This window comes from Rhizobium esperanzae, from assembly GCF_002204185.1.
In the GTDB taxonomy this organism is placed as follows: domain Bacteria; phylum Pseudomonadota; class Alphaproteobacteria; order Rhizobiales; family Rhizobiaceae; genus Rhizobium; species Rhizobium esperanzae.
The window spans coordinates 142,300-165,124 of record NZ_MXPU01000006.1 but is presented as its reverse complement, the minus strand read 5'-3'; the positions used below and the strand labels follow the sequence as shown (position 1 = coordinate 165,124).

At 60.0% G+C, this 22,825-nt stretch carries 23 protein-coding genes and 1 pseudogene; 10 read left to right on the top strand and 14 right to left on the bottom strand.

Annotated features, from left to right (window positions below):
* Positions 1–28: 28 nt before the first annotated feature.
* The gene (locus tag B5E41_RS11000) at positions 29–751 is read right to left on the bottom strand and encodes a GntR family transcriptional regulator (RefSeq protein WP_088393500.1); all 723 of its coding nucleotides are present in this window, start codon (positions 749–751) and stop codon (positions 29–31) included.
* 187 nt (positions 752–938) lie between these two features.
* Between B5E41_RS11000 and B5E41_RS10995 the strand changes: the two genes are divergently transcribed.
* The 3 genes from B5E41_RS10995 to B5E41_RS10985 all read left to right on the top strand — a co-directional run bounded on the left by B5E41_RS10995 (position 939) and on the right by B5E41_RS10985 (position 3,230).
* A complete protein-coding gene (locus B5E41_RS10995) occupies positions 939–1,229 on the top strand; it encodes a DUF2934 domain-containing protein (protein WP_245303076.1) in 291 nt (96 codons plus the stop codon).
* Positions 1,230–1,346: 117 nt separating this feature from the next.
* Positions 1,347–1,598: a hypothetical protein gene (locus tag B5E41_RS10990; protein ID WP_088393784.1), complete on the top strand. Its 252-nt coding sequence runs from the start codon at positions 1,347–1,349 to the stop codon at positions 1,596–1,598.
* 357 nt (positions 1,599–1,955) lie between these two features.
* A complete protein-coding gene (locus B5E41_RS10985; RefSeq protein WP_088393498.1) occupies positions 1,956–3,230 on the top strand; it encodes an O-antigen ligase family protein in 1,275 nt (424 codons plus the stop codon).
* Here the strand turns inward: B5E41_RS10985 and B5E41_RS10980 are convergent.
* From B5E41_RS10980 to B5E41_RS10915, 13 genes and pseudogenes are all read right to left on the bottom strand, one after another.
* On the bottom strand, positions 3,206–5,257 hold the full coding sequence (locus B5E41_RS10980; RefSeq protein ID WP_082929700.1) for a polysaccharide biosynthesis protein: 2,052 nt from the start codon (positions 5,255–5,257) through the stop codon (positions 3,206–3,208). The genes B5E41_RS10985 and B5E41_RS10980 overlap by 25 nt on opposite strands.
* Positions 5,258–5,381: 124 nt before the next feature.
* Positions 5,382–5,948: a sugar transferase gene (locus tag B5E41_RS10975; RefSeq protein WP_088393780.1), complete on the bottom strand. Its 567-nt coding sequence runs from the start codon at positions 5,946–5,948 to the stop codon at positions 5,382–5,384.
* A 269-nt stretch (positions 5,949–6,217) separates the two neighbouring features.
* Positions 6,218–6,948 (bottom strand): annotated as a pseudogene (gene repC / locus B5E41_RS10970) (plasmid replication protein RepC).
* A gap of 256 nt (positions 6,949–7,204) precedes the next feature.
* Positions 7,205–7,867, bottom strand: coding sequence for a ZinT family metal-binding protein (locus tag B5E41_RS10965; protein WP_088393496.1), 663 nt, complete (start codon positions 7,865–7,867; stop codon positions 7,205–7,207).
* A gap of 433 nt (positions 7,868–8,300) precedes the next feature.
* Entirely contained in the window at positions 8,301–8,633 is a 333-nt protein-coding gene (locus tag B5E41_RS10960; RefSeq protein WP_088393494.1) for a type II toxin-antitoxin system RelE/ParE family toxin, read from the bottom strand.
* Positions 8,630–8,869, bottom strand: coding sequence for a type II toxin-antitoxin system ParD family antitoxin (locus B5E41_RS10955; protein WP_088393492.1), 240 nt, complete (start codon positions 8,867–8,869; stop codon positions 8,630–8,632). The genes B5E41_RS10960 and B5E41_RS10955 overlap by 4 nt, the downstream gene beginning before the upstream one ends.
* Positions 8,870–8,962: 93 nt before the next feature.
* Positions 8,963–9,949, bottom strand: a complete 987-nt coding sequence (locus tag B5E41_RS10950) for a sugar kinase (RefSeq protein ID WP_088393490.1) — start codon at positions 9,947–9,949, stop codon at positions 8,963–8,965.
* A gap of 19 nt (positions 9,950–9,968) precedes the next feature.
* Positions 9,969–10,784 (bottom strand): carbohydrate ABC transporter permease, encoded by an 816-nt coding sequence (locus B5E41_RS10945; protein ID WP_088393488.1) that lies wholly within the window; start codon positions 10,782–10,784, stop codon positions 9,969–9,971.
* Positions 10,784–11,722: a carbohydrate ABC transporter permease gene (locus B5E41_RS10940; protein WP_088393486.1), complete on the bottom strand. Its 939-nt coding sequence runs from the start codon at positions 11,720–11,722 to the stop codon at positions 10,784–10,786. The genes B5E41_RS10945 and B5E41_RS10940 overlap by 1 nt, the downstream gene beginning before the upstream one ends.
* Positions 11,722–13,050 carry an ABC transporter substrate-binding protein gene (locus B5E41_RS10935; protein ID WP_088393484.1) on the bottom strand — a complete coding sequence of 443 codons (1,329 nt, stop codon included), beginning with the start codon at positions 13,048–13,050 and terminating at the stop codon, positions 11,722–11,724. Before B5E41_RS10935 ends, B5E41_RS10940 begins: the two co-directional genes overlap by 1 nt.
* 54 nt (positions 13,051–13,104) lie before the next feature.
* Positions 13,105–13,782 (bottom strand): GntR family transcriptional regulator, encoded by a 678-nt coding sequence (locus B5E41_RS10930; protein ID WP_170965813.1) that lies wholly within the window; start codon positions 13,780–13,782, stop codon positions 13,105–13,107.
* Positions 13,783–13,789: 7 nt separating this feature from the next.
* Positions 13,790–14,674 (bottom strand): dihydrodipicolinate synthase family protein, encoded by an 885-nt coding sequence (locus B5E41_RS10925; protein WP_088393482.1) that lies wholly within the window; start codon positions 14,672–14,674, stop codon positions 13,790–13,792.
* Between the two features lie 342 nt (positions 14,675–15,016).
* The gene (locus B5E41_RS10915; RefSeq protein ID WP_086084079.1) at positions 15,017–16,042 is read right to left on the bottom strand and encodes a LacI family DNA-binding transcriptional regulator; all 1,026 of its coding nucleotides are present in this window, start codon (positions 16,040–16,042) and stop codon (positions 15,017–15,019) included.
* 392 nt (positions 16,043–16,434) lie between these two features.
* Here B5E41_RS10915 and B5E41_RS10910 point away from each other — a divergent pair, with 392 nt between their 5' ends.
* The 7 genes from B5E41_RS10910 to B5E41_RS10880 all read left to right on the top strand — a co-directional run bounded on the left by B5E41_RS10910 (position 16,435) and on the right by B5E41_RS10880 (position 22,708).
* Complete coding sequence (locus B5E41_RS10910) at positions 16,435–17,580, top strand: fatty acid desaturase family protein (protein WP_088393478.1); 1,146 nt, start codon at positions 16,435–16,437, stop codon at positions 17,578–17,580.
* Positions 17,577–17,939 carry a MocE family 2Fe-2S type ferredoxin gene (locus B5E41_RS10905; RefSeq protein ID WP_425350124.1) on the top strand — a complete coding sequence of 121 codons (363 nt, stop codon included), beginning with the start codon at positions 17,577–17,579 and terminating at the stop codon, positions 17,937–17,939. Before B5E41_RS10910 ends, B5E41_RS10905 begins: the two co-directional genes overlap by 4 nt.
* Before the next feature lie 5 nt (positions 17,940–17,944).
* Positions 17,945–18,772, top strand: a complete 828-nt coding sequence (locus tag B5E41_RS10900; protein WP_176439374.1) for a 3-methyl-2-oxobutanoate hydroxymethyltransferase — start codon at positions 17,945–17,947, stop codon at positions 18,770–18,772.
* A 95-nt stretch (positions 18,773–18,867) separates the two neighbouring features.
* Positions 18,868–19,809, top strand: a complete 942-nt coding sequence (locus B5E41_RS10895) for a substrate-binding domain-containing protein (protein ID WP_088393474.1) — start codon at positions 18,868–18,870, stop codon at positions 19,807–19,809.
* 70 nt (positions 19,810–19,879) lie between these two features.
* Entirely contained in the window at positions 19,880–20,902 is a 1,023-nt protein-coding gene (locus B5E41_RS10890) for an ABC transporter permease (protein WP_086084075.1), read from the top strand.
* 1 nt (position 20,903) lies between these two features.
* Positions 20,904–21,665 (top strand): ATP-binding cassette domain-containing protein, encoded by a 762-nt coding sequence (locus tag B5E41_RS10885; protein ID WP_088393472.1) that lies wholly within the window; start codon positions 20,904–20,906, stop codon positions 21,663–21,665.
* Positions 21,662–22,708 (top strand): hypothetical protein, encoded by a 1,047-nt coding sequence (locus B5E41_RS10880; protein WP_088393470.1) that lies wholly within the window; start codon positions 21,662–21,664, stop codon positions 22,706–22,708. The genes B5E41_RS10885 and B5E41_RS10880 overlap by 4 nt, the downstream gene beginning before the upstream one ends.
* The last annotated feature ends 117 nt before the right edge of the window (positions 22,709–22,825 follow it).

Here is a 22,825-nt window from a genome sequence, read left to right as displayed (position 1 = left end):
GCCTTTTCGTTTCATAGTGATCCTGCCGTCAGCAGAAATAATCGGGGTAGCGCGAACGCAATTCGTCGACGTCGGGAATGACGGCGCTCAAGTGATGGATCATCGCGCCGCGCGCAGCCGCAGCATCATGGGCGGCGAGCGCGTCGCGAATGACGATGTGTTCGCGGACAATGTTGTCTATGCGCCCAAGCGCCGGCAGCGCCAGCCGCCGCGCCCGGTCGATCTGCACCTTGACCGTCTTCAGAAGCGCCCAGATGCCGGGATAACCTGCTATCTCAGCGATCGCCTCATGGAAGGCCTCGTCCTCCTCATGAAAGTTCGAGGCGTTGCCGACCGCGGCAAGCGAGCGCTGCCGGGAGATGATCGCATCCAGATGCGCAATATCGGCAGCGCTGGCGGTTTCGGCCGCAGTCTCGACGGTCGTACCTTCGAGCGCTTTGCGCACGACCACCGCCTCCGGGATCGACGCGACAGGCACACGCGATACGACCGTGCCCGACTGCGGATAGATGTCGACCAGCCCGCCTTCAGAGAGCCTGAGCAGTGCCTCGCGCACCGGCGTGCGGCTCACCCCGAAATCCTCGGCGATCCGCTTTTCCTGCAGCAACAGGCCAGGCGGCATCCTGAGCGAGACGATGTCGGCATAGAGACGTTCGTAGATGGCACCGGCCGTGGTGACGCGTCGCAACCTCGCACCGACTTCCTGAAAAATCGAAACCGCAGGCGCTTGGGCTTCTGAGGACTGCCGCATAATCAAAACCAGCGATCGTGTTCTGGCATACTAGTATATCAGTCGCAACACCCTGCCAAGACCTACGGAGGAATTGGATCACATTTGGAGGTTCGCGGTCGTTTCGCCGCGCGTTTCGATGCTGTCGAGACTGTTGGTTGGAACTTAGATCAGCCGAATTGGTTGAGATCCAATCAAGGAGGCGCCGATGAAGAACCCGGTACGAAGCACAAAAAATGAAGACACGACCGACGACACACGGCTGAAGGAATCCTCCCTCACCGGCGCGCCGAAAGGGAAGATGGCGCGGCAAACCACACACGAAACCGGCCCGGCGGTGCTCCGCGAGGAGGAGATCCGGAAAAGAGCACATGCGCTGTGGGAGAAGGAAGGCAGGCCGGAGGGCAGGCATCGAGATCACTGGATCCGCGCCGCAATATGGCGAGACCGACAATCCTCCCAAGCTGGAAGCGCTGCGAGAGGCCTCGCGCCAACATAGCGATGCCTTCTTGGTCAAGACGGATATCGAAGACGCGGACCAACGCGAAGCCTCACCCGGCACACGCGAGCAGAAATAAATTGCGGTCTTGAGCCAATGCAGGAAAGGTCTCCCGACATGGTCGACAAAAAGGACTTGGACGCCGGATTTACCGGCACCCCCGTCGAGCCGCCGGAAGGACTGGCCAAGGTTGTGCAATCGGCGGCCAGCGTGGCGAAAGGTGAGGTCCATGCAGTCACGGCCGGGGCCAGAAACCACCCGCACACCGCCAGCGCATTGTTGCTCAGTATTGGTATTCTCGCATTCGGGTTCGGCTATCTCCTCGGCCGGTCATCGGTGGAAAGCGCGCCGCGCCCATATTGGCGATAGCTGCAGGCCCAAACATGGCGGCGCGCTGGCACTTCGCTGTCCTACAACGGCCGGCCACTTTGGTTGGAATGGCGAGAGATTCAGATCCTGTGCCTGCAGGCGTTCCCTGATAGCGGGAATGCGCCGCCAGATGACAAAGCTTCTCAATAGTTCGCACCTCAAACGTGTTTTCTGTTCGGAACAGCTTTGCTGTTGCAGCCTGTTGCGACCGTCGTCGAGCAGGAGCAATGAGCATCGAATCTGCTGTTGCCGGAATACGACAGTGAAAAAAGCGCAGGTTCCTCCTGTCTTCACGGCTTGACAGCGGTGACAACGGTCCTTAGCGAGGCTGGAAAGCGACACGTCAGGGCTACCAAAGTGAATTATTTCAGGCAACTCGTGATTGCGGTGCTTCACCCCGGGAACGGGTCAGGAAGCGCGCTTGATCGAACCAATGGCATTGCGGTCTTTCTCTTTGCAATCCTGCCCGGACTTTCGCCTAACTTCAACTCCTTCATCCTCCTCGGGTCGATGGTCTCGGGCCTCTATTGTTTGGCAAGAGCCCGCTTTCCTCTGAACCTGTCGAAGTCCGACCGAGTGGTTGCCATTTGCATGACGATTTACCCGGTGGTGATGATCGTCAGCATATTCGTCAATCCGCCTTTCTCGGAAGAACTGGATTGGATTTTCCGGCTCCTGCCGTTCTTTTCGATCTGGCTAATTTTGCCGCGTATGCGTCAATCTCCCGATGGCCGCCTTATGCCGCTCTTTATCCTCGGCGCGGGTCTCGGCATGATCGTTACCTTTCTTTTCAGCCTGCTTCAGGTCTTGTTCCTGATGCCGAGGGCGGAGGCGGGAACCTCGAACGCGGCGCTGCTGGGCGTTATCGGCGTGCTTTTCGGCGGCGTCGCGCTACTCAATATTCAATCTCCCAAAAGCATGGAGCAAAAGATCGCGATATTGGGATATGCCGCGGGCCTCGGCTGCGCGCTGCTTTCCGGAACACGCTCGGCCTGGCTTGTCATCCCCGTTCAGCTCGTCATCTTTCTCTGGTATTTTCCCAAAAACCGATTTCATATCAGTCTGCGCAGCCTCGCCATCACCGGATCGGTACTGTTGCTGGCACTTCTCGCCTTGGGCAGCGACCAGGTCGTCTATCGCGTCCGTGAGCTCCAGGACAATCTGTCATCGCTCGAAAGCACCAATGGCGATATCACATCGCTGAGCGCGCGGGTTGCTCTTTACAAGGGCGCCCTATCGGCAATCACCAAGGATCCGTTGACCGGCTATGGCCCGCAAAACCGTATGGCTGCTGTCTTGGCAGAAGTCCCGGAGAGCCTAAGGCAGCAACTGCCCTATTCGCATGTCCATAACGGCTTTCTGACCGCGGGAATTGACGCCGGCCTTTTCGGCATCGCAGCGCTTTCGCTGCTGCTCCTGACGCCCGTGATCGGTGCTTGGAAAAAGGAACCTGGCCCTGGCCGCGATTTGGCCATAGCGCTCGCTCTCTTGCTGACGAGCAGCTACATTATAACGGGCAGCTTCGGTATCATGTTCAACCAAAAAGCTCTGGATCCGATCTTCGCCTATATGGTCACTCTTATTTGCGCGGACCGGGGCAGCACGCGTTATGCACCTGTCGTTCGAAGCTGATTTCCTGCGGCTGAGGCTAGCGCGTTGACATCTTCATGCGCCGGATTGGTTTCGGCGCCGGTAAACGCAAGATCGGAAACCTCGCCCGTCGAGGAATAGCCGGAAACGAGTTCTGCCAAAGTCGCACGTGCCGCGACCATGTCGTTTCGGTCCAATGACGCATTGAGCGAGTTGAGCTTCTTTGAAAGTTCCGCCCAGGACAGGAAATCCTCACGCGCCTTCATAATCCGCGGATGTTCAGTTGTCTCGGGGTTATCCCCGATCAACAGTTCTTCATAAAGCTTCTCACCGGGCCTCAGGCCGGTAACGGCAAGCTCGATGTCCCCTTCTGGATTATCAACGTCCCGGACGGTCAATCCGGACAGTTCGACCATCTTGCGGGCGAGATCCGCAATGCGGACGGGCTCGCCCATATCGAGCAGGAAAACATCGCCGCCGTCGGCCATGGCGCCCGCTTGAATGACAAGTTGCGAGGCTTCCGAAATGGTCATGAAGTAGCGGGTTATTTTCGGATGCGTCAGGGTAACCGGGCCGCCGTCCTTGATCTGCTGCCGGAACAGCGGCACGACGGATCCGGAGGAACCGAGGACATTTCCGAAGCGGACCATCGAGAAGTTCGTCCGCAATCTGTCAGCGGTCAGCTCTGCCGCAAGCGCCTGCAGCACCATCTCGGCCAGCCTCTTGCTGGCGCCCATCACATTCGTCGGGCGCACGGCTTTGTCCGTGCTGATCAGCACGAAATTCGAGACGCCGCATTTATTTGCCGCACGTGCGGTGATCAATGTCCCCATGACATTGTTCTTGATGCCTTCCACGGCATTGTGTTCGACGAGAGGCACATGCTTGTAAGCAGCAGCGTGATAAAGCGTCTGAGGCCGCCAGCTTTGCATGATATGTTCCATGCGATCCTGGTCGCGGACGGAACAAAGGATCGGCACGATCTGCAGGCTCTCATGCTTGTAAACTTCGGCCAGCTTCAGCAATTCGGCATGAATATTATAAAGCGCAAACTCGTTCTGATCTATGAGGATGAGGCTCGAAGGCGCGTTGCGCAGAATCTGGCGACATAACTCGCCGCCGATAGAGCCGCCGGCGCCCGTGACCATCACCACCTTGTTGCGCATCGCCTTGTCGAGCAGCTCTTGCCGTGGCGCAACCGCTTCCCTACCCAGCAGATCTTCGATCTCCAGCTCACGAATATCGGAGACCGCGACTCGTCCCTGAGCCAGCGCCGTGAGATCCGGCAATGTCCGGACGTTCACCCTGGCTTTGCGGATATGCTCGAGAATTTCATTGCGACGCTGTCGCGATGCGGATGGAAGAGCAAGAAGCACGTTGTGCACGCCAAGTGCTTCGGCGAGCACCGGAAGATCCGACGGGTCATAGATCGGCAAACCCCCCATGATGCCGCCCTTAAGGCGCGGATCATCATCGAGGTAGCCGACGACATTGAGTTCGGCGCTGTTCGTCAGAGCGCCGGCGAGTTGCCGTCCGGCATTTCCCGCCCCATAGATCAACACCTTGGCGAGCGTATTCTGGTGAAGAATACGTTGATAGGTATCCCCGAGCCAATAACGGATGCCCAACCGTGACAGGCCGATCGCAATCAGCAGCAGGAAGGGCTGGAGAATGCCGACGGTTCTCGGAACGCCCGGGACGCTCAGCGCCGTAAATATCGTCATGAAGGCGACGCCGTAGATCGCAATTGCTTTTAGAACGGCAATGAAAGCGGCCATGTTGGCATAACGGAAGATCGCCCGATACATGCCCATGACGATGAAGATAGGAAGCGCCATGCACAAGGAGACGAAGACCGGCAACCACTGCACGCCGGTTAGCACCGTCCATTCGTTCAGACGGAAGCAATAAGCCAGCCAGATCGTCAGGACGCAAAGACCGGAATCCACCAGCAAGGCGAGCGCGCGTTTGGCAGCACGCGGCATGGCCAGCAGAGGGGCGACGAGCGCCTGCATCGGCACCAAGAACCATCTCGAGCGTGGCGTCTCAGTGGGGGTATTTTCAGGCATTGCTTCCCAGCGTCTCGCGGATCAATCAGACAACCACCTTCTTGTCATTTTCTACAACGAGCGCAACTGAAATAATCGGAAATCAAAGTCTTCCGCACCGCCTATCTATCAGAAGTAGGTAACTTTAGTGCCTTATTCCCTTACGGCGGACTACCTTGTCGGCCGTCAGAAAGAGGATGCGCATGTCGAAACCGAGGGAGCGCCGCTCAAGATATTCGACATCGAATTTCACCTTCTCCGGAATTGGCAATTCATCACGCCCGTTGATCTGCGCCCATCCGGTCAATCCGGGCAGGAGCTTGTCGACACCGTGGGCCGTCCGCAATTCGATCAAATCATACTGATTGTAGAGCGCTGGGCGCGGCCCGACGAAACTCATCTTGCCCGCCAAAATGCACCAGAGCTGGGGCAGTTCGTCGAGGCTGGATTTGCGCAGAAACGAGCCGATGGGCGTCAGGAACCGCTCGGGGTTTTCGAGCAGATGTGTGGCGACTGTCGGCGTGTCGACGCGCATGCTGCGGAATTTCGGCATCAGGAAGATCTGGTTGAACCGCCCGATACGTTTTGACCAGTAGAGGATCGGTCCTGGCGACGTTAGCCGGACACTAAGAGCGACGACAAGGATCGGAACGAGCAGGATGACCGAAGCTATCAAAGCCAGGAGAAAATCCACCGCCCGTTTCAAGCCCATGCCCAGCACTTCTTCCATTGCCTCTTCAGCGGATTTCCGCCACCCGCGCCCTATCGTCAAAAAGGCGTTTCACGTCAACTCCAACCGCACCGTTTCTCTAGAAAACGCCGACCGATCGTCGATCAGGTCCTTCCCTCGCCTTGCCGATCAAAAATCTTGTAACTTCATGATCTCAAAGGAAAAAGATCCTAACAAGAAGTTATTTCTCTGTTTATTTCCGTCACCTTTCGTTAACCATAGATCGGCGCGGACAAATGACACGACATTTTTCATCCGGTCTTGCCCCTGATTGGCGAATTGGTGCGGACGAGCGCCATCAGCATCGGTCCGATGGCAAATTCGCCTCTCTCGGCGCGGCGGGTCAGGTCACGGAGGTAACCACCGGCGGAATTGATGTGCCCTGCCCTTTCAAGGACGCACGCTATGACGGTAGCCGCATTTTCAGGCCCCATGACCTCGCAGGCCTGCTCATAGGCCGAGGGGCTCACTCCGAGCATCGAGCGCACGACGACAGCCGCCGCCATCAGATCGCGCCATGTGCCCACCGAACCCTGCGGCCCATAGGCGGTGATCTCTGGGCAGGCCTGCAGCACTAGGCCCAGCGGGAAGGATCTGAGCCCGCCGCCGGCAACCGAGGCTGAGTTTGCCGCCGGCACGGGTCTGCCCTTCCCAGCAATCCGGCCTCGATCAGCGCCGCCAGATGGCGACGGATCGTCTGCTCCGCCATTCCATGCGCGCGCAGAGAGAGCTGCATGTTCGAAGGAAAAACAACCAACCCGCTGTCCTCGGAGAGCTCTGCCTTTGGATATAAGCTCAGCAAGGCGTTCAGGATGGAAAGCGCCCGGTCGGTAATGCCGAGCAGCGGCCTGGCCTCGCACATAGCGCGATAGAGTTTCCATTTATCAATCGATCCGCCCGGCTCGATTTTTCGAGCAGCGGCCTGACTTGCCAACATGCCAAACGTCATCGGCCGCCGCCCGAAGGGCGTCGGGCCGGGCATGTTTCCGCCAGGATCAGAGGCGATCGGCTCGGACGTACCTGGAGGTATGCCCATCGCCAATCGCCTCTGCCCTTTACGAAACCCTGCTCCGGCAGAATGCTTCAAGCTAACCCGGAAAAGCTCTAGCCGGGCATCCCTAGCCAGGATCAAAGGCGATCGGCTCGAACGTACCAATGGATATGCCTTCGCCAATCGCCTTTGCCCTGACGAAAACCTGCTCCGGCAGGGTGGTTCAAGCTAGCCCGAAAAGCTCAACTCAGTGGCTCAGCATTTCCTCGGCGATCTGCTTCCCACTCAGGCTTGAGGGGTAGTAGGTCGGCCAGTTGCTGACCTCATTCAGTAGCGCGGCGCGGTCATTGCCCCAATATAGATGGTAGTGGTCGGCCTTCTCGGGGGCGACGATGTGGTCGCTGAACTGGATGAACTGAGGTGCCGCGTCATCACCGGCGCTTTTCTTGAAGATGAAACGAACCCCTCGATTACCTTTCTTGTAGGTGAGGATTTCGTGCCCGTCCGTCTCATAGTCTCCGATCACGGAGTCCTTGCCGCGGAAAAAGGTGACCTTCGTTCCGTTGATAACGATCCGGTCGACGTCGGTCTTGTATCCCGTCTCGTAGTAGGCCCGATATTCCCCGGCGTTCTTGTCGCCGTGTTTCACCTTGTCGGCCATCACCGGATCCAAGGTTCCGTCGACAAGATAGGGGTAGACTGACTGCCAGTCGCCTTCCCAGTCCGACAGTTCACGCGCCTTTACCTGGTCGTCATCGAAATACCCATCATACACCGACCCCTTTTCATCGTGGGTATGGCTGTGGTTGTGATTGTTTCCCGAGGATGTCTCAGCGCCTGCCATTCCTGCAAAAGTCAATATTGCGGATACAGCCAGTGCGTAGCTGAGTGTTGTCATCGCCTTGTTCATTCACTGAAACCCTTTCGATTTGCCAGCACGGTTCGTGCCTGGTCAGTGATGTAATAACATTACAAACGCGAATTAGCGCCATTTGACGGCAAGCGCAAGGCGGTAACCGGTGAGACGCATCGCTTGGGTGACCATGCACGACACCAGTCAATTCAGGAGGTGCCCGTCGCTAGGCGCGGTCGGCGAGCACGTGTTTGGACGGTCCAGTGACGGGATCACAGGCAGGAGCCGTCTTTTCCTCGTCGATCCGCTGCAGATCGCGCTCGCTCATCGCAATCAATCCCATCCGCTTGTCTCCCACGTCAGCAAATGCGGGGAGTGTGACATTCCAACTTTGCGGAAACAGGACATTCTAACTTTGCGGCTACAGGCGAATCTGGCGTAAGATAGCTTATGGAACTTAGCAGAAGAGGCCTATCACAAATACGCCGAGCTAACCCGATGCTTCTGAATCCTGCAGCCACGCCGGAACATCCTGCTTGGCGTGCAGAACCCGCCACACATCGACGTGGTCGGCCCGCTCAAGATAGAAGACCACATAGGGAAAACCCTTGATCGTCGTACAGCGCAGATCGGGTAGACCGAGTTCATATGAGTAGCGCAGTGAGCCCGATGCAGGATGCTCTGCGATCAAAGTATAGGTCGATTGCAGTGCATCGATGAAGCCTACCGCTATCTGCGCTCCCGCCATGCGAGCGTAATAGTCCACGGCATTCTCGACATCCCCGCGAGCCGACTGGCGGGGGACGATAGGTTTCGCGGTCACTTGGAGCTTTGTTTCGCTGCGCGCTCGCGCAAGCTATCGAAATAGCTGGTATCGATGGGTTCGGTTGTCTCGGATGATGCGCCCTCCAGCAGAAGATTCCGCAACTGCTGCCGATCCTTGTCGCGACGGATCAGTTCGCGCACGTACTCGCTGCTCGTGCCATATCCTCTAGCGGCGACCTGCTGGTCGACGAAGTGCTTCAGATAGTCCGGCAGCGAGATATTCATAGTGCCCATGGGACCGAAGATAGCTAGCATGGCAAAATTTGGCAAGATCTGCCCTTCGTATGGCGGAAGCGCATCTCGCGGTCGGCAACACGGCGTCCGGCCTCATCTATTGAACTCGATATCGCTCACCTTCGGGAAAACGCGGACGTTCCAATCCCGCAGGGCATCGCAGACCTGGGCTCTGGTGGGTGCGCCGATGCGTCCGCCGAACACCTGGCATTTGAGAGCCGCCGCCATAGATGACAGTCGCATCGTCTCTTCGATCGGCATGCCTTCCGCGATGGCCAGCGCGAAGGCGCCGTGGAAGATGTCGCCGGCTGCAAGCGTGTCGATCGCTCTCACCTTCGGCGCGGCAAGGTGACGGATGTCGCCGCTTGGATCATCGGACCACAGGGAGCCGTTTTCGCCAGCCGTGACGCCGATGAAGGCATGTTCGAATTTCCGTTTCAGCTGGCCGACGGTCTCGACGAGATCCGCCGTCCCGGCAAGCCGCTCGGCCGCGGGCTGTGAAAACACGATGTGGCTGGCGGCCGGCGCCAGCATCTCGATAACCCCCTCGCCGGCAACGTCGCCGTCGAGTATGGCCGGTTTGCCGGCCTTGCCAGCTGCGATCAACACCCGCAGTGCAAGCTTCGGCCATCGGACATCGACAAGCACCGCATCGAAAGCAGACATCTCCTGCTCGGTGACCAACCTGACCGTATCGTGGAGCCTCTCGTCGTAGAAAGGCACGATCAGGCGTTCGCCCTCATCATCGATGAGGATCGTCGAGACGGCGGAGCGGGCGCCCTGCACAACCGTCATGCCGCTCGTGTCTATGCCGCTGTCGCCGAGGTCGGAAATGATCCGTGCGCCGGTGGCGTCGTCGCCGACCGCGCCCCAGAGGCTGGCATGGCCGCCAAGCCGGGCGACGGCGAATGCCGCGCTCGACGCCATGCCTTCGGCGACCTGCAGCATCTCATAGGGCAAGATCTTGCCCTGCCCTGTTGGCAATGAGCGCACCCTGAACAGGGTGTCGAGCACCGCCGCGCCGATGCAAAGCACGCGGCGTGGCGGACCTGGCGGCGGTCCGAAGGCAGAGGAACTCATTAGCGGTCGCCTCACCTGCTCACTTGACGGCCCCGGCCGTCAGCCCGGCGACGATCTGTCGTTGCGCAAACACGGTCAAGATCAGCACCGGCAAGGTGACGATCAGCGCGGCTGCCGCGAGCGGCCCCCAACTGACCTGTTCGAAGGACAGCATATTGTAGACGGCGACCGGCAGCGTGCGCGTCTCGCGGCTGGCGAGCACGATGCCGAAGACGAAGTTGTTCCAGGAGAAGATCACCGACAGGATGAAGGCGACGACGATGCCGGGCCTCGCGATCGGCAGGGCGACCAGGCGGAAAACCTGCCAGGGCGTGGCGCCGTCGATGCTCGCAGCCTCTTCCAGTTCCATCGGCGTCGTCTCGAAATAGCCGATCATGATCCACACGACGATCGGCACGGTGACGACGAGATGGATGATGATCTGCGGCATGAGCGTGCCGAGCAGGTTCAGCCATTGGAACAGCAGGAACAGCGGAATGAGGAAGGACAGGCCCGGCGTCATGCGGGCGATCATGATGACCATCGCCGACTTCTCCGCCTTCAGGCGCGCGATGCCGTATCCGGCCGGGACGCCGATCACGAGCGCCAGAAGCGTGGCGGCGCCCGTCACCAGCAGTGAATTCCAGAGATAGAGGAAGAAGTTGTTCTCCTCGAAGACCTTTACATAGTTCGACCAGGCGAAGCGCTCGGGGATGAAGATCGGCGGATAGGCGCCATTGTCGATCTCATATTTCAGCGACAGCGAGATCATCCAGAGGAAGAACAGGACGACCGGCGAGATCATCACCAGCGCAACGAACAGCAGTCCGATGCGATCGAGCGTCTTGCGCTTCATCAGCGTGCCTCCCCGTCGGACCAGTTGACGCGCTGCCGGATCATCATCAGGACGAAGGAAATCAGCACGATGAGGATGAAGAAGACGACCGCCATGGCTGAGCCATAGCCGATGTCGTAATAGGCGAAGGCGGTGTTGTAGAGATAGATGTTGATCGTTTCCGATGCGGTGCCGGGGCCGCCCTGGGTCATTGCGTAGATGATGTCGAAGCTCTTCACCGCATCGATGCTGCGGATGATCACGGCGATCATCAGGAAGGGCGCGATCATCGGCAGCGTCAGATAGCGGAATTTCTGCCAGACATTGGCGCCGTCGATCTCAGCGCTTTCATAAGGTTCGCGCGGGACCGCCGCCAGGCCGCCGAGCACGATCAGCATGACGAGCGGCGTCCACTGCCAGCTTTCGACCAGGACCAGCGAGGGAATGACGCTGCGCTGATTGTAGATCCACTCCTGCGGGCCGATGCCGACGAAGGAGAGGAGATAGTTGAGCACACCGAGCTGCGGATGATACATCATCGTCCAGACGAGCGCGATGGCGACGGGGGTCGCCATCATCGGCATCACGAATATGCCTCGTATGAGGCCGCGAAGCGGGAATCGGGCATCGAAGATCAGTGCGGCGAGCGTCCCCAGAAAAAGGGGAACCAGCACGGAGAGCGCCGTATAGAGCACCGTATGCCACAGCGACTCCCAGAAGCGCATGTCGGCGGCGAGTCTGATATAATTGTCCAGCCCCGCAAAGACCTGCGACTGGCCGAGCGTCCAGCTGTTGACGCTCATCCACACCGTAAACACCCATGGAAAGACGATGACGGCTGAGATGACGATGAGCGCCGGGATGACGAAGGGCCAGTAGTTGGGAGCAAACCGATCCGGTTTGCTCCTTTCTTTCGACGCCTTGGCCATGGCGGCCGTTTCGATGCCTGCCGAAGCCATTATCCCTCGCTTTTCGCGAGGACGGGTTCGAACTGTGCCGTTGCCGCCTTCAGTTCGGTTTCAGGATCGGCGCCGCCGATCATGTTGGTGAGACCGACGCCATAGATGTCCCGGAACTCGGTGACCGGAATGATGACCGGCAGGGCGAGCTGCGAAATCTTGCCGGAGCCGGCAACGGCATCCAGCCATGTGCCGGGCATCTTTACGCCTTCGCGGACCTTCGCATCCTCGAGCACGGACTGGCGGAACGGAACGCCGGCGCCAGCTTGCAGCAGGCGCGCGCCCATGTCGTGCGAAATCGCCCATTGGCAGAACAGGTAGGCGGCTTCCTTCTTCTGGCTTGCCGCGACGACGCCGAGGCCGTCGCCGAAGGTGCCGGCGGCCTGCGCCTTCGGTCCTTTCGGCATGACGCCGTAGCCGACCTGGCCGACGACGCGTGACTTTTCCGGATTTTCGATCGGCGGGGCGAAACCGACGCCATCCAGCCACATGCCGATCTTGCCCTGCAGAAAGGCCGACTGCGCTTCGGCCCAGTTGAAACCGGAAACGCCGGGAGGAGCGGTCTTGGTCATCAGCCTCTGATAAAGCTTGGCCGCGTCGATCGCTTCCTGCGATGTCGTGCGAAGCTTGCCGTCCGGGCCGAGCGGGCTCGAGCCATAGCCGAGCAGCAACGTCGTCCAGACCGGCGTGTTGGCGTTCTTCAGGCCGCGGGCGACGAAGCCATAGGTGTTGGTCGAGGGATCGGTCAGCGCTTCTGCGGCGCTTGCCAGTTCTTCGAAGCTCGTGGGGTAGGCAAGCCCCTTCTTCTCGAACAACGCCTTGTTCCAGTAGATGATCCAGTAATCGACCGAAAAAGGCAGCGAACGCAGAACGCCGTCGGCATCCTTGGCGAAGGCGAGACCTGCTTCAGCGAAATCGCTTTCCACCAAGGAGGGGTCAGTCAGCGAGGCGTCCTTGAGAAAGCCGCTGATATCGGCAAGCCAGCCGCCTTTCTCGAACTGCCGCTTCTGGACGTGGTAGCTCAAGTGCACGACGTCGAAGCTCGGTTTTCCGGAGCTCAGCTCGATGGTCGTCTTCTGGCGCTGCTGCTGTTCAGGCGTTGCTTCGGCATTGACCTTGATGCCGGTGAGCTCCTCGAACTCGGACAGATACTTGGTCAGGATTTCGCTGCGCGGGCTCTTGACCAGATTGACTTCGAGCGTGGTGCCGGCGAAGCGCTTCCAGTCGACCGCAGCCGCTGCCGGCCGCATGCCGAGCACGCTGCTAGCCCCAAGGGCGGCCGTGCCGGCCAGAAAGCCGCGCCGCGTCGGGTTGAAGAATGATGACATGTAATCCTCCTCCTTTTGCCGGCGATCTCCTCATCTCCGGCTGTTCATTCTCGATTATATCCCGAGCGCACGATCCCTTGCATGATTGATGTGTGCGACAAGGCTGTTGACGGCGTCCTCCGCCGAACGTCGTTCGATCGCCTCGAGCACCTTCAGATGCTCGCCCATGACGGGTCCGACGTGACCGTCGATGCGAAAGCGGTCCTGGCTGATCAGCCGCATCTTGATCGAGTTCACGCGATAGGCGTTCGAAATGATAGTATTGCCAAGGGCGTCGATAAAGGCATCATGCATGCCCCAGTCGACAGCCTGCGCGCGCAGCTCCAATTCGTGCGATCCGTCGCCGCTGCGGATGGCGTCGGCGATATCCCGATGCTGTTTCACGAGCTTTGCGATCGTCTCGTCCGACGCGGACCGGGTGAAGAGGGCCACGGCTTCCTTCTCCAGGAACACGCGCAGCTGGAAGGCCTCGCGGATGAGGTTGAGATCGATATGGGCGATCTGCAAACCCCGCTGCGGCACGGTCTTGATCAGCCCTTCGGCTTCAAGCCTGGGGATGAGCTCTCGGATGGCGCCGAGCGGCAGCCCCGTCAGTTCCACGAGACGGCGCTGGGACACGAACTGGCCAGGGCGCACGTCACGTGCAAGAAGGTGGCGCGTAAAGCTCGCATACGCCTTTTCCCGCAGTGTCGGCTGCTCCTCCGTTCCGTCCATCGCCTTCTCCAGAAACATGCCCGACCTATGCGGCTTTCGAGCGGAAAAGATTATCGAATGCCAGAGCGAGTTGCGCCCGCGCTTCACCGGATATCGAAGTAAGCGGCGGACGGACCGCGATCCATGTCTCCTCCGACGTCGTGCGCGCGACCATCGCCTTCACGGCCGGAACGACAGGATGTTTCAGCAATTCAAGGACGAAATCGGCGACGCGGCTATCGTCCTTACCCTCTTCGGCCATCGGCTTGAGTTCGTGGGGCACGAAATTCGCCATGCCCGAGATCGCGCCCTGGCCGCCGAGGCGCACGGCCCTTGCGAGGTGCCGCTCGTCGCCGACCAGGATGATGAGATCACTATGCGCTTCGAGAAGCGCTTCGGTGTAGGGCCAGTCGCCGGAGGAATCCTTGACGCCTGTGACGATATGCGGAAAGGCCGTCCGCAGCCGGCCGATCAGCGACGCGCTCAGCGGCACCATGGTGACCGACGGAAGATTATAGACGATAATGTCGCGTGCTTTGTCCCCCAACAGGGCGAATACGGCGGAAAACCACTGGAAGACGCCGTCGTCGCTGACATTCTTGAAGTAGGACGGCGGGGCAAGAAGGATATTACGGGCGCCGAGCGAAAGAGCCTGACCGGCCTGCATCGCCGCGTCCTCTGCGGCATCGACCAACACGCCGACGATGATGTTGCCAGGCGCAATGCCGGCATCGAGGAAGGCCGCCAGCACGCGTTCCCGTTCGCCATTCCCGATGGAGGAGCCCTCACCCGTCGTCCCGAACAGCGTCACGCTGGAGCAGCCGGCCGCAAGGCAGCGCCGCGCCTGCGCGATCATCGCCTCGATCGCAATATTGCCATCGCTGTCGAACGGCGTGGCGAGAGCGACGGAAAGCCCGAATCTTGATGTCAACTTTGTTCCTCCCAGCTAATGGGTCAGGTGTAGCAGACTGACATGTTAGTTGTAAAGCGACGATTGTTCAGTGTTCTCCTCGGCTGTTGTTGTCGGAGTCATCGCAATCAAGGCGACCGGCGATGCTCCCACCGTCTTTCCTTCGCTGTCTGGACTCTTTTCAGGACCCTTTCGGCGACCTGCGCATCGTTGTCGTGCCCGGCGATTTCGCGCGCTCGCAGCGCATGTCTCCGCGAGGCCGTCCATCGCGCGTTGTGTGACGAGTTGCTGTCGAAGGAAAAATTCGGCGCGTCTATTTCAAGCGCTATCGCTTCCTCCACGTTTTCACGCAATCGCGTTGCGCTACACGAGTGGTATATTCTCGCGAAAAATGACCCGTGGCTCGATATTCTTCAAAGACAAGGTCGGCGTGCTTGCCGCGATCGAGCCGAGCAGCCGTATGACGACCTGCTCGCCGATCAGGCGCGCATTCTGGTCGATCACGACATCGATCAGATCTTCGGCGAGCCATGCCCGCGTCGCATCGGTCAGGTCATGCATGATCACGAAGGGACGCTTGTTTCCTGTCGCCGCTTGCAGCACTTCGGCGATGCCGGCCCTGCCTGCGCCGACACAATAGACGCCGACGAGATCGTCGGTGTCGTGCAGCATCCGTTCCATCGCCGGCCGGGACAGCTTGTTCTCGTCGCGGGTCTCGATAGCAGGAAGGATTGTCAGATGCTTGAACTGCTCCTCCAGCAGGGTCCGGAATCCATATTCCCGCTGTTGGTGCCCATGGAGCGTTCGCGATCCCAGGAATAGCCCTATCGATCCCGTCGCTTTCCGTGACATGAGCCCCATGATCAGGGCCGCCGTTCGGCCCGCCACCAGATTGTCGACGCCTACGAATGCGGATCGTGGCGTCGAGAGAACATCCGTCACGATGGTGACGACGCGGACCCCGGATTCGCACAAGCGCCGGATGGCGTGCCGCGTCTTCGGATGGTCGACGGTAATTACCCCGACCCCATTGGTCTGGAGCGGAAGGTCTTCGAGCGCCATCACGAGCGCGTCGGGATCAATGCCGTCGAGGGCCGTGACGTTACACGACGCCACGAGCGGCAAGGACGATGCGAAGGCGGTGATCTTCCTGGCGACATCCTGCATGAACGAGTTGTGCCCGAACGGAATGAAGAACTCCAGATGCGCCGGTCGCGAAGGCAAGGCGAGCATTCCCTCGGTCGGGAGATAGCCCAGTTCCTTCGCGGCGCGAAACACTCTCTGGCGGTTGGCGGCAGTGACACCTCCGCGGTCGTTCAGTGCCCGGTCGACTGTTGCAGTCGAGAGACCGGATTTTCGAGCGATATCTGTGATCGTCGTTTTCTTCATGATCTCCCTCAGGCTTCCACAGAAGATGATGCCGCTACAGCCAATTTCCATCACCGACATTAAATCCGTAAACTACCGTAAAAGCTGGTAATTTTAGAGATCTACCACCAATAAATATCATAAGCGGTAAGAACCTTCTGATGTAATGTGATGTGATATCGAGTTGCGAACATCCGACCAACGCGCCACGCTCGGGATCATCACAGCATGAAGGTAATCCGGGCGGGATCGCCAGATCCGGCCGCCGCTCGACGTGATGGGCAAATATCGTATGGAGGGGCAAAAGGGGTGACGGGTTCACAGCGGGACAGCACACATCAGCCCTGCGCGGGCGACACCAGTCGAGCCATCTTAGGCACCAGCCATTTGTCCGCAAAGCCAGAGGCGATCGCATGAGCGTTCATTCGAACGACGTCGAAAGAGTTGGACCGGACCCAGCACTCCCTCGCGACTACAGCTTGACCGGGCCTTCTTCTCTCCGAGCCGTTGAGGCCGGCCTTGCAGCGGCCGAATGGTACCATACGGAAGTGCCGCGCAAGCTGATGAAGGAGTTGATGCAGCGCAGCGACCAGCCGGCGATCCGCGACACGATTCTCTGGGCAATTCTCCACATGGCTTTCGCTGGTGGCGGTATCTGGTTTTGGGGGAGCTGGTGGGCGCTGCCGTTCTGGTTTGCCTATGGTGTGATGTACGGCTCGGCCTGCGATGCGCGTTGGCACGAATGCGGCCACGGAACAGCCTTCCGCACCCGCTGGATGAACGATGTGCTTTACCACATCTGTTCGTTCCAGGTGGCGCGCAATCCGGTGAACTGGCGCTGGAGCCATGCCCGCCACCATACTGACACGATCATCGTCGGCCGCGATCCCGAGATCGCCTGGATGCATCCGATCGCGTTAACGCTGAAAGCCCTCGCCTATACCGGCGTGGTCGAGGTCTGGCAGAACCTCGGGACCCTCGCGCGCAATGCGGCCGGGACCCTTTCGCCGGACGAGAAGGACTATGTACCCGAAAGCGAATGGCCCAAGGCGGTGTTCTGGGCGCGGGTGCATATGGCAATCTACGCAGCCGCCGTGCTGACCGCCCTGGGCATGCTTATGGCGGGCGCAGGTTGGAAGGCCACGATCCCGCTTCTGCTGATCGGCGGTCCACGCATCTATGGCTGCTGGCATATGGTGATGACCGGGCTCCTGCAGCACGGTGGGCTTGCGGAGGACGTGCTCGACCATAGGCTTAATTCGCGCACCGTCTACATGAACCCGATTAGCCGCTTCATTTATTGGAACATGGGCTATCACGTCGAACACCATATGTTCCCGATGGTGCCCTATCACGCGTTGGCAAGGCTGCACGAGGCGATCAAGCACGACCTGCCGCCCGCCAACACCTCGATCTGGGACGGCTATCGCGAGATGTTCCAGGCGATCATGCGGCAGAGGCGAGAGCCCGGCTACTATCTCAAGCGTGCCTTGCCGCAAGGGGCCAAGCCTTATCGTGAAGAGCTGCATGCGGCGGTGCCGGAAAGATCCCACGCATGATCGCCGCGCCGTCAAAGAGTGCCAATCAACATCGAGACGAGGATCATATGCCCTGGATTGCTGCCTGCGCCGAAGATGCCATTGACAAGGAAGACGTTTGGGGCTGGGACCACGGCGGACGGAGCTTTGCAATCTTCCGGAGCCCCAACGACGAATTTTTCTGCACCGATGGGCTCTGTACCCACGAGCAGGTGGAGCTCTCAGACGGATTGGTGCTCGACTATGTGATCGAGTGCCCGAAGCATAATGGCCAATTCGACTATCGCACAGGAGAGGCCAAGCGCTCGCCTGCATGCGAGAACCTGCGAACTTACCCTGTCCGTCGCGAGGATGGGCAGATCCTGGTGCTGGTCGAATGACAGACATGACGCGACATGGAGGCGAAGGGCCCACATCGCGCCGTTTGCCGACGGTAGCGGACCTGCGCGCCTGGAAGGGCCGGCGCCAGTTGACCATGCTGCGCTATTTCAGTCTCGATGAGGCGGCGGCCGCCGAAGCGGCGGGCATCGACATCGCCTCCGTGCCGACCGAGATCGTCCTTGATCCGCGCTACCGCGCGGTTGCGCCGACCGTCTTCTCGATGACCGGGCAGACCCATCTCGAGATGGGCACACCGGACGATTATCTTCGCTGGTGCGGCAACGCGCTGAATCGTGGCGCCGACGCGGTCTACTGTTCGGGCTCGCTGACGACGGTCGAAAAGCTCTCTCGTGAATATTTCCCCGTTGTCGGGCATGTGGGGCTGGTTCCCACCCGTTCCACCTGGACCGGTGGCTTCAAAGCGGTCGGCAAGACTGCCGAGGCGGCGTTGCGGCTCTTCGAGGAGGTTAAGGCCTATGAGAGCGCCGGTGCCTTCGCGGTCGAAATCGAGGTCGTGCCCGCCGAGGTCGCCGCCGAGATCAGCAAACGGGTCGGAATCCTGTTATGGTCGATGGGCGCCGGCCCGGGCTGCGATGCGCAATATCTCTTCGCCAACGACATACTGGGCTACACCGAAGGTCATGTTCCGCGCCACGCCCGAGCCTATCGCGATTTCGGCTCGGAATATGCGCGGCTGCAACGCGAGCGGATCGCGGCTTTCAGCGAATATGCCGCGGATGTCGCCGACGGCGCCTTCCCGGAGGAGCGCCATCTGATCCGCATGGATCCGCGTGAATTGGAGAAGTTCATCGACGCGGCCGATCGGCAATGAGGAGGCCGACCGAGCCAATACGTCGCTCGTCATACAACAGATTTCACCGGCCGGGAGGAGCATAGAGACCGGCCACCAACGGGAGGAGACAGGACATGCTGAGACGAACTTTTCTGGGCGCGGCGGCCGCGTTGGCGCTGATGCCGGCAGTAGCAATGGCGCAGAGTGCCGCGAACAAAACCTTTTACTGGATATCGCATGGCTCCCCAACCGATCCAGTCTGGACCTACTTTCTTCAGGGTGCCGAGAAATTCGCTGCCGATACCGGAGTGAAAGTAAACACCTCGTTCCATTCGAATGATGTACCGAGCCATCAGGAAGCCATCCGAGCCGCCATCGCCGCCGGCGCGAACGGCATCTGCACCACGAGCCCGGGGCCCGGCACATTGGTGGATGTTGTCAACGAGGCCAACCGGGCCAACATCCCGGTCATCAACTTCAACACCAAGGACCCGGCGCCGGCCTGGAGAGCCTATGTCGGCGTCGATCTCAAGGTCGTCGGCCGCACGTGGGCACAGTATCTGGTCGACCATAAGCTGGTGAAGAAGGGGGATTTTGTCTGGATGCCGCTCGAAGTTCCGGGGGCAGGCTATGGTGAAGAGGAATCAGCGGGTGCCGACGAAGTGTTCAAGCCGCTCGGGATCACCTGGGAAATCCAGGACGCTTCCTATGACCAGGCCGAGGCCATCAACCGAATGACCGACTACGTGACCGCCAACCGCAAAAAGATCAATGCCGTGATCGGCCTCGGCGATCTGGTAACCGGTTCGGTCAAACGCGTCTGGGATCAGGCCGGCATCGCCAAGGGCGAGATTCCGGTGGTCGGATGGGGCAACTCGTTGGACACGACCTCAGAGGTCAGCGAAGGGTATGTGAATGCGGGCATGTGGCAGGATCCACTGGCAACCTCTTACATGTGCCTCTCGGCACTTATGTCTGAAGCGAGCGGCATTCCGATCAACTTCGACATCATTACCGGCGCTCTCTATGAAGCGGACAAGGCGCCGTTCTACGCCAAGATCATGGGCGGTAAATGAGAATGCCATCCTGGCATCCGCGGTATGCTGCCGCGGATGCCTGTTCCAGCCCCAAACGCGAGTGCGCACCATGATCGAGCAAAGCAGCGATGCTCTCACCCCGCCACGTGAAAGGCCGAGCCTTGTCAGGACCTTCATCGCCTATCCGGAATTCGGGCCTTTCGTCCTTCTGATCGCGATGCTGGTGGTTTTCACGGCGATTAACCCCGCCTTCCTGTCGCTGATCAATATCGGCAATGCCTTGACCTTCACCGTCGAACTCGGCCTCATTGCGCTGGCGATGACGCTGCTGATGACCGCTGGAGAATTCGACCTTTCGGTCGGTTCTGTCTTCGGCTTCGCCCCCGTGGTGATGTGGACATTGTTCAATGCGGACGTCCTGCCCTTGCCGTTGGCATTCCTTGCGGGAATAGCCGTCGCTCTGGCGATCGGTCTTTTCAACGGCCTCTTCGTCACCCGTCTGGCTATCCCGTCATTCCTGGTGACGCTTGGAACGCTGCTGGTCATCCGCGGCACGGCCTTGTGGCTGACGGCCGGCTTTCCGCAGCGCACCTGGGAAGCCGGCGAACAATGGCTGGCGCAATTGCTGGTCGGCGACTTCTATATCGGCAACCTGCGTGTCTTCATGAGCCTGATCTGGTTCGTAGCGCTGGCATTGGTGCTCCACTACGTCTTGACCCGCACCCGGTTCGGCAACTGGATCCAGGCGACCGGCGGCAATCCCAACGCCGCCCGAAACCGCGGGGTGCCGACCGCAAGGGTCAAAGTGATCCTGTTCATGCTGTCGGCGGCCATGGCGGCCTTTGCTGGCATCATCTCGTCGATTCGCGTCTCGGCCGCCAATCCGAATGCCGGTACCGGCTATGAACTCGAAGTCATCGCGATGGTCGTGATCGGCGGCACCGTGCTGACCGGCGGCCGCGGGACGATCCTCGGGACCATGCTCGGCGTGCTGATCCTGCGGCTGATGCGCAACGGGATCGTTCTGATCGGAGTGCCCGGTCTCGCCTACAATATTTTCATCGGTGCGATCATTCTGGCAATGATGGCGCTCCATGCCGGTCTCGAACGCCGGCACAATACGGGGGTCTGAGATGAGCGATAGCGAAACCCTGGTCCAGATGCGGCACATCGAGAAATTCTATGGTCGGGTCCACGCTTTGCGCGATGTCAACCTCAGCATAAGGAAGGGCGAGATCGTCGGCCTTCTCGGCGATAACGGCGCGGGCAAGTCAACCCTGATCAAGGTTCTGTCGGGCGCGGTTCCCTACACATCCGGCCAGATCTTCATCAAGGGACGCGAAGTGCAACTGCGCAGTACCAACGACGCGATCGGCAGCGGCATTGAGACCATCTATCAGGACTCCGCCCTGGTCCCACAGCTTTCCATCGCCCGCAACCTCTTTCTTGGACGGGAGCTCAGGACGGGCCCCGGCTTCCTCGACCGGCTGGACCAGGAGCGGATGAATGCAGTTGCCGCCGATCTTCTGAAGCGAGTCGGCATTTCCAAGAATATTCCGCCCACCACCCCGATCGGATCGCTTTCCGGAGGTGAACGGCAGGCCGTGGCCATCGCGCGCGCCATGTATTTCGACAGCGACCTGATCGTCCTTGACGAGCCGACCAACAATCTCGGCGTGGCCGAAACCCAGGGCGTACTGCGCTTCGTGCGCGAGGCGCGCGACACCGGCCACTCCTGCATTTTCATCGCACACAACATCCATCATGTCTTCCAGGTGGTAGACCGCATGGTGGTGATGCGGCGCGGCACCGTCGTCGCCGACGATCTAAGCCCTGCCACCGCATCGATCCAGGAGGTCGAAAACATCATCACCGGCGAACATATCGCCGCATGATCGAGTTCGGCGCCAAGGGAATCCGCTTCGGCTTCGATGCGCGATCCGGTCTCCTCGACGGCTTCACAGTGGAGGATGAAGGCCACGAGATCACTCCGTTGCACCGTGCGCCCTGGGTCGGCACCGACGAGGCGATGCCGCCCGGCACACCGCCGCATCTTGCGACGCTCGGCGGCGATTTCTTCTGCGCCCCCTTCGCGGGCAGTGAAGAAGGATCGCCCCTTCATGGCTGGACGGCCAATTCGCCGTGGGAGGTCGTCGAACAGGAGGCGACGCGGCTCCGGGCGAGGCTGCAATGCACCGTCTGCGGCGCGATCGTCAGCAAGGAACTCCAGATCGAAGACGGGCACCCGTTCGTCTACCAGCGCCATGTCTTTACCGGCGGCAGTGGCCGCATTGCCATTTCGAACCATGCCAATGTGTCGTTGCCTCAGGGCGGATTGATCAGTTGCTCGCCCAAATCGGCCTGGGAGACGCCGCCGGCACCGCCCGAAGCCGAGTCCGCGCGCGGGCGTTCCGGCCTGCGCTATCCGGAGCGATCAACCACGCCCGAGCGATTTCCCGGAACCGACGGGTCGGTCGATCTCACCCGGTTCCCGTGGAACCCGCGGCATGAAGACGTCGTCATCGGCATCGAAGCCCGAGAGCATAGCTTAGGCTGGACGGCGGTGACGCGGCCGATCGAGGGGGATCTGTTCCTGTCTCTCCGGAATGCCCGCCACTTGCCGATGACGGTCCTTTGGCATTCCAACGGTGGCCGCGACTATCCTCCCTGGTCTGGCCGCCACTTTGGCTGTTTGGGGGTCGAGGAGAGTGCAGCGGCAGTCTTGCTCAGCCACTCCAGCGAAGACGATCTCTCAGGTCCGGGTGCCCTCACCCTGATCCGGGACGGGGAAACCGAAGTCAGGCATGCCATAGGCGCCATCCGCTGGCCTTCGGGTGAACGGGTGAAGGATGTGCGCATGGTAGACCATGCCATCGAAGTGTGCGGCGATCGAGGAGTGTTCCGGCACCTGGCCTTCAGCAAGCACTTTCTCGACTGACGCGAAGGTGTAAGATCGGTGAGTGGCTCCTCTCTGAAAACACGTGTGGGTCGGTCAGCGTTGGACCGCGCTGGTCTCTCGTATTTGCTGTCTCCTTACTGAATCGTCCGGAAGCTT